The 13,777-nt window shown below is 32.8% G+C and carries 15 protein-coding genes; 7 read left to right on the top strand and 8 right to left on the bottom strand.

Annotated elements, in window-relative coordinates; genetic code table 11:
• Nucleotides 1-14: 14 nt before the first annotated feature.
• The 4 genes from BK137_RS20010 to BK137_RS19995 form a co-directional block, all read right to left on the bottom strand.
• A complete protein-coding gene (locus BK137_RS20010) occupies nt 15-386 on the bottom strand; it encodes a hypothetical protein (protein WP_038182332.1) in 372 nt (123 codons plus the stop codon).
• A gap of 458 nt (nt 387-844) precedes the next feature.
• The gene (locus BK137_RS20005; RefSeq protein ID WP_038182333.1) at nt 845-1,756 is read right to left on the bottom strand and encodes a DMT family transporter; all 912 of its coding nucleotides are present in this window, start codon (nt 1,754-1,756) and stop codon (nt 845-847) included.
• Between the two features lie 180 nt (nt 1,757-1,936).
• Nucleotides 1,937-2,614 (bottom strand): GNAT family N-acetyltransferase, encoded by a 678-nt coding sequence (locus BK137_RS20000; protein WP_038182334.1) that lies wholly within the window; start codon nt 2,612-2,614, stop codon nt 1,937-1,939.
• A 133-nt stretch (nt 2,615-2,747) separates the two neighbouring features.
• Nucleotides 2,748-3,302: a helix-turn-helix domain-containing protein gene (locus tag BK137_RS19995; protein WP_038182335.1), complete on the bottom strand. Its 555-nt coding sequence runs from the start codon at nt 3,300-3,302 to the stop codon at nt 2,748-2,750.
• A 117-nt stretch (nt 3,303-3,419) separates the two neighbouring features.
• Between BK137_RS19995 and BK137_RS19990 the strand changes: the two genes are divergently transcribed.
• The 5 genes from BK137_RS19990 (at nt 3,420) to BK137_RS19970 (ending at nt 6,964) form a co-directional block, all read left to right on the top strand.
• Complete coding sequence (locus BK137_RS19990; protein WP_038182336.1) at nt 3,420-4,004, top strand: LysE family transporter; 585 nt, start codon at nt 3,420-3,422, stop codon at nt 4,002-4,004.
• A 38-nt stretch (nt 4,005-4,042) separates the two neighbouring features.
• Nucleotides 4,043-5,380, top strand: a complete 1,338-nt coding sequence (locus BK137_RS19985; protein WP_038182339.1) for an aminotransferase-like domain-containing protein — start codon at nt 4,043-4,045, stop codon at nt 5,378-5,380.
• A 196-nt stretch (nt 5,381-5,576) separates the two neighbouring features.
• Nucleotides 5,577-5,906 (top strand): PadR family transcriptional regulator, encoded by a 330-nt coding sequence (locus tag BK137_RS19980; protein ID WP_038182342.1) that lies wholly within the window; start codon nt 5,577-5,579, stop codon nt 5,904-5,906.
• Nucleotides 5,903-6,301: a permease prefix domain 1-containing protein gene (locus BK137_RS19975; protein ID WP_038182345.1), complete on the top strand. Its 399-nt coding sequence runs from the start codon at nt 5,903-5,905 to the stop codon at nt 6,299-6,301. The genes BK137_RS19980 and BK137_RS19975 overlap by 4 nt, the downstream gene beginning before the upstream one ends.
• Nucleotides 6,302-6,313: 12 nt before the next feature.
• Nucleotides 6,314-6,964 carry a hypothetical protein gene (locus tag BK137_RS19970; RefSeq protein WP_038182358.1) on the top strand — a complete coding sequence of 217 codons (651 nt, stop codon included), beginning with the start codon at nt 6,314-6,316 and terminating at the stop codon, nt 6,962-6,964.
• 85 nt (nt 6,965-7,049) lie between these two features.
• On the opposite strand, the gene BK137_RS19965 is transcribed toward BK137_RS19970, so the two are convergent.
• Nucleotides 7,050-7,604, bottom strand: coding sequence for a TetR/AcrR family transcriptional regulator (locus BK137_RS19965; RefSeq protein ID WP_038182360.1), 555 nt, complete (start codon nt 7,602-7,604; stop codon nt 7,050-7,052).
• Between the two features lie 166 nt (nt 7,605-7,770).
• On the opposite strand from BK137_RS19965, the gene BK137_RS19960 reads away from it, so the two are divergent.
• Both BK137_RS19960 and BK137_RS19955 read left to right on the top strand, forming a co-directional pair.
• A complete protein-coding gene (locus tag BK137_RS19960) occupies nt 7,771-9,195 on the top strand; it encodes a DHA2 family efflux MFS transporter permease subunit (protein ID WP_038182363.1) in 1,425 nt (474 codons plus the stop codon).
• A gap of 421 nt (nt 9,196-9,616) precedes the next feature.
• Nucleotides 9,617-10,402 carry a formate/nitrite transporter family protein gene (locus BK137_RS19955; RefSeq protein ID WP_038182366.1) on the top strand — a complete coding sequence of 262 codons (786 nt, stop codon included), beginning with the start codon at nt 9,617-9,619 and terminating at the stop codon, nt 10,400-10,402.
• A 39-nt stretch (nt 10,403-10,441) separates the two neighbouring features.
• Here BK137_RS19955 and BK137_RS19950 read toward each other — a convergent pair whose 3' ends face one another.
• The 3 genes from BK137_RS19950 to deoD form a co-directional block, all read right to left on the bottom strand.
• Nucleotides 10,442-11,182, bottom strand: a complete 741-nt coding sequence (locus tag BK137_RS19950; RefSeq protein WP_038182369.1) for a GntR family transcriptional regulator — start codon at nt 11,180-11,182, stop codon at nt 10,442-10,444.
• 175 nt (nt 11,183-11,357) lie between these two features.
• Nucleotides 11,358-12,689, bottom strand: coding sequence for an MFS transporter (locus tag BK137_RS19945; protein WP_038182372.1), 1,332 nt, complete (start codon nt 12,687-12,689; stop codon nt 11,358-11,360).
• A gap of 126 nt (nt 12,690-12,815) precedes the next feature.
• Entirely contained in the window at nt 12,816-13,535 is a 720-nt protein-coding gene (gene deoD, locus BK137_RS19940) for a purine-nucleoside phosphorylase (RefSeq protein WP_038182374.1), read from the bottom strand.
• Nucleotides 13,536-13,777 lie beyond the last annotated feature (242 nt).

Below are 13,777 nucleotides of genomic sequence, written 5' to 3'. Positions count from 1 at the left end.
ATGTCTTATATAGTTCATTTCCCTACAGTAAACCCAACTACACGATTATTATCTTTTTTAATCAAAACTTCTGGTAAACCAGTAGCGACATGCGATTTGTCTTTAAAAGTTACTTTGTATACTACTTGCCCAATATCTTTTGGTTTTGAAATTCCGTCTGATGCATTGACTAAATGGTCAGTAATACTGGCTGTTTCAACTTGGATTGATTCTGAAGTTCCACAATTATTTTTAATAAGATAATCTTTTGCTACTTGAGTTACATTTACTTTAATATCATTTGATAATTCAAATGACACATCAATACGCTCTTCATCACTAGTACATCCGAATAACATGATTGATAAGCAAAAGAAAACGATGGTATTTATCATTTTCCGTTTCAATAAAACTCCCCTTTTTTCAAAAGTATTTTAAACAATGGCAAAAAAGCTGATGTCGTCATATTTTTTTATATATAATTGAAATATTGATAATTACTTATATTAGAATATGCTTCAATAGTTGATATCATATGTATAAAATTATTGGAATATAAAAGAGCAGCGACATATTATCGCTGCTTAATAAGAAACTACAATTCTTCCACCTTTTTTTTATAAACTTTTATATCAGTAGACCATTCTGTATTTTCATAATGCGTTACTTTACAATACTACGAACCATCTTTTATATCAAAATGACCTTTATCAGATTCAAGATATTGTTCTCCAAGTCGAATATTTAAGCTATCGTTACCACTTGATTCTTTAGTATAAACAGAACATTTCCCTTGGATACAGTTTTCTGATATCAACGAAGTCGATTGAGGTTTGAATTAATAGTACTGGTCATATGTCTCCTACTATACCTTTTTTACCACTCTCCCAAAATAATTCGTCCCTATGACTCCGATTATGATCACTAGTGCTCCTACTAAATGATAATAGTGAAATTCCTCTTGTAGAAAAAGAACTCCTGCTAAAATCGTAATGAGCGTCGCAACATTACTGAAAACACTCATTTTAGATGCAGCCATTTTCGATAACGCATAATTAGATAAAAACGAAGTAATAAGTGAAGAAAGAATACCTAAATAGACAATTGCTAAAACAAAATCTAAATGCATAAAAGGTTGGAAGAATTGTTTCGTAGTACCATTGACAACATTCATACTAATGGCAATACCGTTAAAACCTATAAATCCAAAAAGTGTCATTATATACGTTAAAGTAAACAATGAATACTGTTGCGTTAACTTTCTTGCAAAAACATTATAAAGTGCTGATGTAATGGCTGATAACAAGATAAATCCACTTCCAATGAAGCTAACCTTAGCTGTCCCTACCCCGTTCATCATGAAGATAAAGATGACCCCAAGTACTGATAAGCTAACGCATATTAGCTGTTTAAATGAAGTATTTTCTTTCAAGATTATACTAGCTAACAGTAATGTGAAAATCGGAATAGTAGCTTGAATAATGCCTGCTTCTGAAGACGAAGTACGCGCTAGACCAAACACTTGGAAAGCAAAAAATAAAATAGGATAAAGTAATGCCAAAGGAAGAATTCTTTGTAAATCCTTCCATCCAATTTGTAGTTTATTTTTACTAAGTAACAGAAAAATCGTTGCTACAATCCATGCAACTGTAAAACGATGTGCCAGTGTTTCTAATGGACTTGCCACCGTTAGTGCAATTTTGACAAACATAAAGGAAAGTCCAATTATTAGGGCATATATAATTGCTGCGATATATGCTTTTCTCATTTCTTTCATACGATATTACCTCTTTTCGATTAATCCGGCCGGTACAACTATCGTATTAAAAAACACATATTTAGACGACTACAAAAAAACACATCTGTACCGATACAGATGTGTTTAGCATATATAGATATTTCATTTTTTTAACTTAAGTACGTTTGTTGAAAAAATGTCTATTGCATTAAGGTTACTTTAAGTAATATGAATGTCTGTTCCATACTGAAGCAAATTTAGCTTCCTTGCCACAGATTGGGATGCAAAATTATCCCACGAAGTGCTATATAGAGCAATTCGTCCTTGTTTTTGTACCTCTGTTGCCCAAGCATTTGTAACATCTATACCGTATCCTCTACCACGATAATCTTCAAGTGTGTATACACTTGCTTCGTCTGCTTTTGTGGTCTTCCTAGCACTACAGCAAATCGAAACGGGCATATTTTCCTCAACTATTACAAAACAAGGTTGCTTATACTCAAAATCCTCAAATGTATATGGAAAATAAGGCTTTAACATTTCTTTGTTTTCATGAGTTACTTGTATTGCTTGAGTATCAGCCCTATCTCTTACATCTGGAAATACATATGCAGGACCTATCCATAAATTATTTATTTGACGGTCACTACTTAAAACATTGATTACTTCCCCTAGTTCAGCACCTGGTTTTGTTCCTATTGCCTGTTCTAACTTCTCTACAAGGTCCTCTTCCAGCGTATTGGAATATCTCACTAAACTTCCCAAGTTAGTGCCTCCAATGAAAATTCTTGGTGCAACATCGTATGGTGGTTCATTTATGACTGTTACTCGATTTTCAAAATCATGTTTAAATAACACATTCACATGATGTTCCATTAATTCTATTTCAGATAACATAAACATTCCTCCATAATTAAACATGTCAATTTAGGCTCGTTTTTGTCTTTGAAAAAAACTTTTTATTTCTCTGTCCTTTTAATTGAAGATGAAAAATGAGCTGTCTGTACTTTAGATCTCAAAAAAAGTATTGCTAGGTCGGATAATAGATTGTCATACTTAAACGTGTTAAAGTGTCCCCCGAATTATGATATTTGTGAGGTCTGTCAGCCTTAAATCTGATTGAGTCACCACTTTTTAAAATATAACTACTGTCACTTACACTAATCGTTACTTCTCCATCAAAAACAGTGATAAATTCCTCAGTTCCCTCTCTATGAGAATCAGAGCTTAATGCCCCTTCTTTTTCTATTTCAACCGAGTAAACTTCAAAGCGTCTATCCTCTTGGAAAGGAAATGAGGGATAGACTCTATAACGTCCATTGTCTTCAGACAATACTTGAATTTCACTTTTTAAAACAACTTTAGTATCTGGTTGTGGATTATTTATTAGTGAAGTAAAGGATATCTTTAATCCATTAGCTATTTTCCAAATCGTAGTCAGAGTTGGACTTGACTCTCCTCTTTCTATTTGCCCTATCATCGTTTTACTTACTCCACTTAGTTGAGATACCTTCTCCAAACTTAATTTTTCTTTCTCTCTAATCGCTTTTAAATTCTTTGCAAGAATAAGTTGTATTTCTTCCATAAACTCACTCCTATTCTGTGTACAATATAACGACCTTTATGTATAATAAAAAGCACGTAGTCGTTATATTGTTTATTTCGAACATTATAACATACGAATTTAAAGGGAGGTCCCTATATGCCTATATTTTCATTTTTATTATTTGTTTTTATTTCCAGTTTCACTCCAGGTCCCAATAATATCATGTCAATGGCGTTTGCGAATAAACATGGTTATAAAAAGACATTTAGGTTTTGTCTAGGAGTAGGTGTTGGATTTTTTGCCATCACATTATTGTGTACTTTTTTAAATAACATCCTTATAAGTGCTCTGCCAATAATTGAACTTCCTTTGACGATTTTTGGTGTGGCTTATATGTTATATTTGGCTTATAAAATCCTTACTAGTAAGGATCATGACAGTGGCAATGATGAAGGTAAAAGTAAAGGTTTCTTCATAGGTATCTTGTTACAATTTGTTAATCCAAAAGGTATTCTTTTTGGTATTACAGTAGTATCAACTTTCATTCTCCCCTACTACAATTCATATTCCAGCTACTTTCTTTTCTCAGTATTTTTAGGAATGGTTGGTGTAATGAGTACATTTAGTTGGAGTTTATTTGGTTCTATTTTTCAAAAGCACTTATTACATTACAGGCAACAATTTAATATAGTTATGGCCGTTTTATTGGCATATAGTGCTTTTTCAATTCTTATCAAATAGAATAATAGTAGAATGATATGTTTTCGAGGAGGCACAACATGCTCAAATATGAATTAATCTATTACGATCTCTGCACCCGTATACATAATGCTGACCTGCCATCTGGTGCAAAGTTACCGTCAATTCGGCAATTAGCACATCAGTTTTCTTGCAGTAAAAGCACTATTCTTACAGCATTACAAAAACTTGAAGACCAACATTTAATATATGCTATTCCGAAAAGCGGCTATTACGTCGTAGACCATCAAATTGCACAAAAACCAACATCAACTAATATAATTGATTTCGCCACTTCATCACCAACATGGCATGCATTCCCATATCAAGATTTTCAGCATTGCATGAACAAAGCCATTGATACATATCAAACAGATTTATTTAAATATGGTACAGCTAAAGGATTACCCTCATTAATCTCAGAGGCAAAGAAATTATTAGAATCGTATCAAGTATTTACAGATAACAGCAATATCTTTATTACTTCAGGTGTACAACAAGCACTTTCCTTACTTAGCCTTATGCCCTTCCCGAACAACCACAAAACTATACTAGTAGAACAACCAAGCTATCATTTATATATGGATTTTCTAAAAACATACAAACTGCCTGCTATCGGTATTAAACGCTCTACAAATGGCATTGATTTAAAAGAACTGGAGCAGATCTTCCGTAAGAATGAGATTAAGTTTTTCTACACAATGCCACGGTTCCATAATCCTTTAGGTACTTCTTATAGTAAAAAGGAGAAAGAAGCGATTCTTTATTTGGCCAATCAGTATGATGTCTATATTGTTGAAGATGACTTTTTAGCTGACTTTGAGTACAATTCAAAACGTGATCCAATGTTCGCTATAGATACAAATGACAGAGTTATCTATTTAAAAAGCTTTTCTAAAATCATGTTCCCGGGACTACGTATTGGATTTGCTATTTTACCGAGTGTATTAATTAACATTTTTCAACAACATAAAAACACGACCGATATTGACAGCTCTATGATTTCACAAGCTGCACTTGAACTTTATTTAAAAAGTGGCATGTTCGAACGATATCGTGCACAAGTGCATGAAAACTATCATAAACGTGGAAAAATTCTTCAGCACTCGATAAAAACACATTTACCTATGTACCAAGCTTCTTCAGAAATATGCATGCATAGCCATATCGTCTTTCCTAAAGAAGTAGATTTAAATCGAATAATCCATTATTTAAGCCAAAAACAAATTTTATTTAACCCAATTGATCATAACTATTTGACCGACTTTTATCGTGAGCGTATTTTAAAAATTAATGTCTCAACGATAGAAGATGAGAAAATTGAAGGTGGGATAAAAGAAATTGCGAATACATTAAACAATCTGGATAACTACTTTTAGTGTTACTGAAACAATACCTCCATGGTTTTGTTTCAGTTTTTTTTGTATAAAAACCGTTTAAAGACTTGTTCATATAGTACTCCTAGTATCGAATACATCTATAAAAATTCTTTTTATAAAATTACTTTGACAGGCAGAGTACTTTTTGCTAACATTACTCTATCAGGTAGAACAATAACATCTAAGTAGGTGACTTATGGTTAGAAGCGATATCATTCGTGGACACTTGGATTCAATTATTTTACGACTGATTTTAGAGAAAGATCGCTATGGTTATGAAATATCTCAGGAAATTAGTTTACGTACAAATAATCGTTTTCAAATTAAAGAAGCAACTTTATACGCAGTGTTTCAACGATTAGAAAAAAGAGAACTTATTGAAGCATATTATGGTGATATCTCTCATGGAGGAAAAAGAAAGTATTACCGCATTACCACATTAGGAAAAGCATATCTAAAAGAGCTTGTAAGTGAATGGACGGAAGTAAAGGAAATTATCAACTTGTTTATGGAGGGTTTAGAATGAAGAAATTAAAAAATCATATTGATGAGTTATTTAAGGACATTCCTAGCAATAACGAAACAGTGATGGTTAAGCAAGAAATTATACAAAATCTCGAAGAAAAAGTGTTCTATTTAATGGAACATGGAAAGGAAGAAGAAGATGCAATTAATAAAGCCATAGTTGAATTTGGAGATATTGAAGAATTAAAAAAAGAATTAGGTGTGAAGCAGCCTGCCAAGAAAAACATGGCTAGATTAAATTTAGAGTTTTCCATTTGGGGAAGCGGTTTAATTATCGCCTTTTTTGTTTTTATCAACCTGTACTATACTCCAAATACAATTTGGGCAATCTATCCAATCTTCGCTATTTTATGGTGGCCTCTATCAATGTACTTCGTATGGTCACGTAAGAAATGAGGTAAATAGAAAATGAAAAATTACATTAGTTTTGCCGCAGCTGGTAGTATTATGACTATTCTATTTTTAGTAATCACCAATTTTATAACATCACCAGATGATATCTGGTTTATTTATCCTAGTTTACTGCTTATTCTATGGCCAATTACCCTTTACTTCATGTCTAAGAAAATGTACAAACAACATTCGATTTTCTGTAGTATTATGTTGATTTCTTTCCTCATTATAGAAAATTATTTATATTCACCAAACCATTTATGGTTTTTGTACGCTGTTTATCCAATTATATGTTGGCCTATTCTTATGATTTTAGGAGAAAAAGCTAAATCTATAAAAATCGCACTTATATTCTGTGCAACCACAATCATCTATTATTCAATACTAAACATTACACTCTCACCACAATATCCATGGGCTATTTACCCTGCTTTCTTAATAATGTGGTGGCCATTAGCTTTATATCATGCTAAAAAAAGAACTTTCGTAGCGTTTTCTATTTACGCAAGCATACTAATTAGTATCTTTTTCATAACAGTAAATTTTGTCTCCTCCCCTGGAACAATATGGGCTATTTACCCAATCTTTTTAGTGATGTGGTGGCCACTTAGTATGTACTTTTATGTCTATAAAAAGAAAATTTACAAAGATATTAATGAACATTAATTATTGAGAACAACAATTTGTATGCTGAAAAGGCGCCAATTTACTTGGCGCCTTTTTGTATATACTGTTCATTGTTGTATTTGACTTATAACGGCTTCTTTTTGTACATTGAGGTAATTTGTTTAGCAACGTATTCTGAACTATATTGAATTCCATCCTTTATCCACCAATTAATAATTCCTAAAAGAGAGGCTGCAATGATCTCCAAAGCTACAGTATTCTCTGTAGTGGCAATGTTTCTTTCACTACGTCGCATGTGTATTACATTTTTCAAAAATTCAAATAAGCTGTTTTTGAACTCGGTGTGCCCTATAAATACAGCAAAAATTTTCCGATATTCATATATATAATCTAAAAATCCCAGCAAATATTCCTGCTTATCTAAATTCTTTATTTGGAGTAATGGTTCAGTTTTCAACGACAGTTCGTCGAAGATTTCTTGTACAATTTGACTTATCAAATCGTTAATATCCTCATAATGTAAATAAAACGTGGCACGATTGAGCTCCGCACGATTTGTAATTTTTTGTACAGTCAGTTGAGCAACATCCTGATTTTCGGAAAGTAACGAAAATACCGCATCTTTCATCATTTTTTTAGAGCGCAATGCACGTGGATCTTGTTTTTTATGCATAGACATTTTATCCCTCTTTATCGATTATCATTTATTTAATCAACAAAAATTATTATTTCGTTGTTTAGTCGACAAATTCATTAATATTGTGAATAGGCAACTTATTTTAATACTGTTATCATATATTTTATCGACTATGTGTCAATTAAGCAATAAAGAGAGGATTTCATAAATGCTACAAACGAATAAAGAAATCAATAAAGGAATATTATTAACGGTTTTAATTCTTGGTTGTTTTTTATCTACATTGAATCAGACTTTATTAAATGTTGCCTTAAGTAGTTTAATGGACATTTTTAATGTTTCGGCAACGACGATACAATGGCTTGCAACAGGATTTATGCTCGTTAATGGGGTGTTAGTACCAACAACTGCTTATTTAATGAAACGTTTTACGACTCGTCAGTTATTTTTGAGCGCAATGCTACTTTTATTAATTGGTTCTATCATCTGTGCTTTGGCACCAAGCTTTGGCGTACTTTTAGCTGGACGTATGATTCAAGCTGCAGGTGCTGGGATAATAATGCCTCTAATGATGGGAGTCGTGTTGGTTATTTTCCCCGTTGAAAAACGCGGCAGTATCATGGGACTATTAGGTTTAGCAATAATTTTCGCGCCTGCCATTGCACCAACGTTATCAGGTTTTGTCATTGAATATTATTCTTGGCGTTGGTTATTTATAGGACTATCTGTGCTTGTAGTAATCGTTATTTTACTTGCATTGAAATATTTAATGAATGTATCGGAAACATCTAAGGCTAAGCTGGATGTGTTCAGTGTTATCTTATCAACGATTGGATTTGGTTTGGTTTTATATGGTTTTAGTTATGCTGGCAGTAAAGGTTGGGGCGATGTAGTTGTAATTCTTTCATTAGTATTAGGGTTGATTATTACAGCTGTTTTCTGTATTCGACAATTCTATTCAGAGGATCCCTTGTTAAATTTATCTGTCTTTAAAAATAAAGTATTTACAGCAACTTCTCTGATAAACGTGTTAATTACGATAATAATGTATGCGGATATGATTTTACTTCCAATTTATTTACAAAACGGCCGAGGTTTCACAGCATTTGATGCTGGACTATTGTTATTACCTGGGGCACTCGTGAATGCTTTTATGTCACCTGTTACTGGTAAATTATATGACCGATTTGGTGCAAAGCCTTTGTTTATTGTTGGTCTAATGTTTATTATTCCTTCCATGTGGGCTGTGACAGATTTAACAGAATCAACAACGTATTTGTATTTAATGATCCGGACGATTTTCCTTCGCATTGGTTTAAGCTTTCTCACAATGCCTTTGAATACTGCAGGGCTTAATGCGTTACCAAAAGAACTTGGAACACATGGCTCGGCGGTCAATAATACCGTTCGCCAATTAGCCGGAGCAATCGGAACTGCGGTAGTAATTACAATTTATACTGCGCAGTCTGCAGACCATGCCCTTACAATAGTGCAGGAGAATTCAGGCGCTAGTTCTGATATGATTCGAACAGCTGCTTCCATTTTAGGCTCAAGTGATGCTTATTATTTCATGACAATTTTAGCTATTATAGCCCTTGTTTTCACCTTGTTTACGCCGTCAAAAAATAAGTAAAATGTTAAAAATCACTTCTTTTATATAAGGAAAGATATTGTGATTTGGACACTATACTATATCAAAAAACACCCTGTTCAAAAAATTTCATTTTGAACAGGGTGTTTTTGATTGTAATTGATAAGAATCCCATTTAAATTGAAAGATTTTTGATTAAACAACTTCATTTAGTAAGAGTGAATTTATTTTTATTTTATATTGCATTTCTTAATTAACTAAAAAGAACAAAATCAAATCTTGTCCTCTATTTAATTATCTCTGGAATAATCCTTCATGCATAAAATCCAACCCTAATTGTTAATAATAGTTCTACATAACGACAAAATTCGCGTTACCGTAAGTTGCGCCGACAAATTAGATACTAAACGAGTAAAAAAGATTGGCAAAATCCAATCTATACTAAATAGCGTGGTGATTTCAATTGGAAAAAGAACCATTATCAAAGATAGAAGCATTGGCATTAAAACGATTATTTATTCACCGTCATAGTTCTATCATTTACCTCTTAAGAGCAATCCTTGCGAGTTTGTTCATTGGCTTTGGTGTGATTGTAGCGTTTAAAACTGGTAATTTCTTTTACCTAGAACATTCTCCATTTGCCTATCCGGTTGCAGCTATGACTTTCGGGGTGGCGATTATCATGATTTATTATGGTGGTGGCGACTTGTTCACTGGTGATACCTTTTACTATACATATGCTGCCTTACGCAAGCAGATGGCCTGGAAGGATGTAGGCAAGCTTTGGGCATATAGTTACGTCGGAAATTTCCTCGGTGCCATTCTTTTTGCATTGTTGATATATGCTACTGGACTTTTCAATGATCCTTCGGTAAATAGTTTTTTAGTTAGTGTTGCAAAGGGAAAGACATTAGTGCCAACATTTGAATTGTTCTTCCGTGGCGTTCTTTGTAACTGGCTTGTTTGCCTTGCCTTTTTCCTTCCTTATTCAGTTAAGGGCGATGGACCAAAAATAGCCATGATGATATTATTTGTTTTTTGTTTTTTTATTTCTGGATATGAACATAGTATTGCCAATTTAGTTACCTTTTCAATTTCAATTGCAACTCAACATCCAGATGCAGTTACTATAGCTGGAATTGTCCATAATATTATTCCTGTCACAATCGGCAATCTTATCGGAGGAACATTGTTTATGGCCTCCATGTACTACTATGTAAACAAACCATTTATAGAAGATAATGAATAAAAAATAGCCTCTGTAAGTTTCTTACAGAGGCTTATCATTTTACTTCACAGCATTTATTCTTAAATGACTAAATTCTTTAGGTATATAGTATTTATTATAAACTAATGGATATTCCTCATGAATAAAAACACTCTCTAATAATAAATCACAGTCTTCTCCACCAACTACTTTATGTTTCTGTGATGAAGAATTAACAGAACTGGAACGCTTTATGTCAGTTGTAGATCTATTCGCAAGCTCATAAATTCGAGTTTCAAGCATTTCCAATAATTGATCATTATCTTGTAAATCTAAATTCAATTCAGATATTGCTTCAATTGCCATAAAAGTAAAGGAATACGCTACAACTTCACCTTCACTCTTATACCAACGCTCAAATGCAACAACTGCTGCAGATTTCCTACATAATACTTGCTGAGTATATTCACTATCCAAATCAATTCTAAAACTCATCTCAACATCGTCAATTTGTTTCGTATGAGATTTATATATAGGATTCCCTATTTTCTCTAAGCCAATTTTGGGATTATTCTTTGAAATCTTTGCAATGTAATTCCCTTTACCGTGTACTCTTTTCAGCAATCCATCATCTTGTAAAAGAGAAAGAGCCTGCCTTAATGTCATTCTACTGACCTTGAACATTTTTGCTAATTCAGGCTCGGCTGGCAATTTGCTTTCTGGCAAAAACGTACCATTCATAATTAGCTTATACAATTCATCATACACATTAATATATAATGGTTTTTTTCTTTCTTGCATGTTTGCGATTTTGAATTCCATCTTCTCACACACCTATACTATTTTCAGATCATGGACCATCATCTAATTATTTCCTCTAATATGTATTATAACATTTATTTTAAGCTTACTAAATCTTCTGATCCCTCAAATATATAGTAAAAAATGTGTCACAGATTTTACTGTGACACATTCACAAGAAAGATTTATATTCATTTTATTTCGCTAATTTTTTTAATAACACCCAGTACAAACCAAAAGCAGCAACTACAATAATTGAAAGGGTAATTAGAATAGTTGAAATTTCTGTTTTATCAAGCATTGCTGCAGTGTAAGCAATACCGATAGAACCAGATACATTGATTGTTAAGTTGTAGAAACCAATTGCTGTTCCGGATTTTTCTTTAGGAATCGTGCTAAGACAAGTATCAAGTAAAGGTGCATACATTAACGCGAATGAACCTGAGAATATAATCATAGAAAGTACATAGATAACAACATTGCTTTCAGTAAATAATCCTGGAATTAATAACGCAACTGCGATACCAAGTAATGCCATCATCGTTGCTTGTTTACTGCTTAATACCTGTCCAATTTTACCAGAAAGGGAACCAACGATAACTGACGCCACATAACCTGGAATTAATAACAGTGAAATCATATCTAACTTTAAATCATATATCCCCTCTAAAATGAATGGGAAGACGAAAATATAACCTAATTGTACTGAGTAAATAATAAATACAATTGGTAGCGTACGAATGAAATATTGGTTTTTGAAGAAAGATGCATCAATTAAAGCTTTTGAGCTTTTATTGATATAAGTTAAGAATAGTACCAACGCAACTGCAAAACCGATTAGGTATAGCCAGTTAAAGTCTGAAATATATAACATAACTGTTGTAGCAATTGCTGCGATTAAGAATAATCCAATTACATCAACATTAACCTTCCTAGACTCTTCCTTAGGTAATAACTTCAAGATGAATGGAAGGATAACGATTGATAATAAAGCAATTAAGAATAAAGTTGTCCAGTGTAAGTAAGTCGAAATAAATCCACCTGTTAAAGAACCAATTAACATTGACATTGCATAGCTAGCTGTACTTAATCCTAAGAACTTCTTTTGTTCCTCTTTAGGTAAGTGCTTCGTAACATAAATAACATACAATGTTTCAGCAGATGCTAAACCAGCTGTTTGAATAATTCGTCCAAAAAGAATCATTGCAAAATTGTCTTTAAATAGATATCCAACTAATGATCCGACACAGATAAAAATAATACCAGCACTTAAAAGCGTACGGATATTAATTGAGTCTGCTAACGAAGCATAAACTACTGCCCCAATACCAATTACTAGACCTGCTAATGTTGCTTGCCAACTAACTGTAGTTGCTGATATTCCAAGGTCTTTTGCGATGTCTATAGATACAAGTTTAAACGAATTATCAATAATCAAGGCAAAAAGGAAGAAAAACAGTATAACAGGTACGGCTTTTTTTGCATTAAAGTTTTGATTTTCAGATGCATTATTATTTATTGCTTCCATTTTAGCGCTCTCCTTCTCGAAATATTAATTTTTTTCTAGATTTTTTTGTCAATGAAAGAGTCTGTGAGAATGAGGGAAAATAGACAACTTCCTTTCCCACAGACTTCAATTGTTAATAGAGTTTATTTATTCAGCAAGTTCCAATGCAATTTCCATCATTTTAGTAAATGCTGTTTGTCTTTCTAATTGCGTTGTTTTTTCATGTTTGAAGATATGGTCACTAATTGTTAAGATACAAAGAGCATTTACACCTGCTTGCGCAGCATTCATGTAAAGTGCAGCAGACTCCATTTCTGCACATAAAATGCCCATTTTACTCCATCGCTCCATTGCTGTTGGATCAGCATTGTAGAAGACATCACTAGCAAGAACATTCCCAATGCGAACTGGATATCCTTTTTCATCAGCTACCTTCTTAGCTTTTTCAAGTAATTCATATGATGCAGTAATTGAATAATGACCTGGTAGATTAAATTGGTGTGCGTAATTAGAATCTGTCGCAGATCCCATTGCAAACACAATATCATATAAGTTTAGGTCATCTTGAATTGAACCCGCAGACCCAATACGAATTAAGTTTTTAACGCCGAAAACATTTATTAACTCCCAAGAATAGATACCAATACTAGCAGTTCCCATACCTGTACCCATTACAGAGATTTTTTTCCCTTTAAAAGTACCTGTATATCCAAGCATGCCACGCACTTCATTGAACTGAACTACATCTTCTAAAAAATTATCTGCAATAAATTTAGCTCGTAATGGATCCCCTGGTAATAGGATTGTTTCTGCAATTTCTACTCCATTAGGTTTTATGTGTGGTGTTTCTTTGTGCTTTGTACTCATTGAATAAGTCTCCTTTTAAATAAGTTTTTTAAGTAGGTTCTAAACTAAGGTGCTCTATTTCCTTGGAATTATTAATGCGTTTTCATTTCAAGGAAGTAAATAGACAACTCTTATATAAACCATTTAACTTGTACAACAAGTTGTCTAATTGGTACACAAATAAAATAGCACATATTTATTTCTTTTTTCAATTCTATTTTTAATTTTTTATAATAAAAATGAAAGCCTTTTCACAATTTTGT

This window comes from Viridibacillus arenosi, assembly GCF_001955655.1.
GTDB lineage: Bacteria > Bacillota > Bacilli > Bacillales_A > Planococcaceae > Viridibacillus > Viridibacillus arenosi.
Note: the sequence above shows the minus strand (reverse complement) of the source record. Positions and strands in the feature narration are given on the sequence as shown.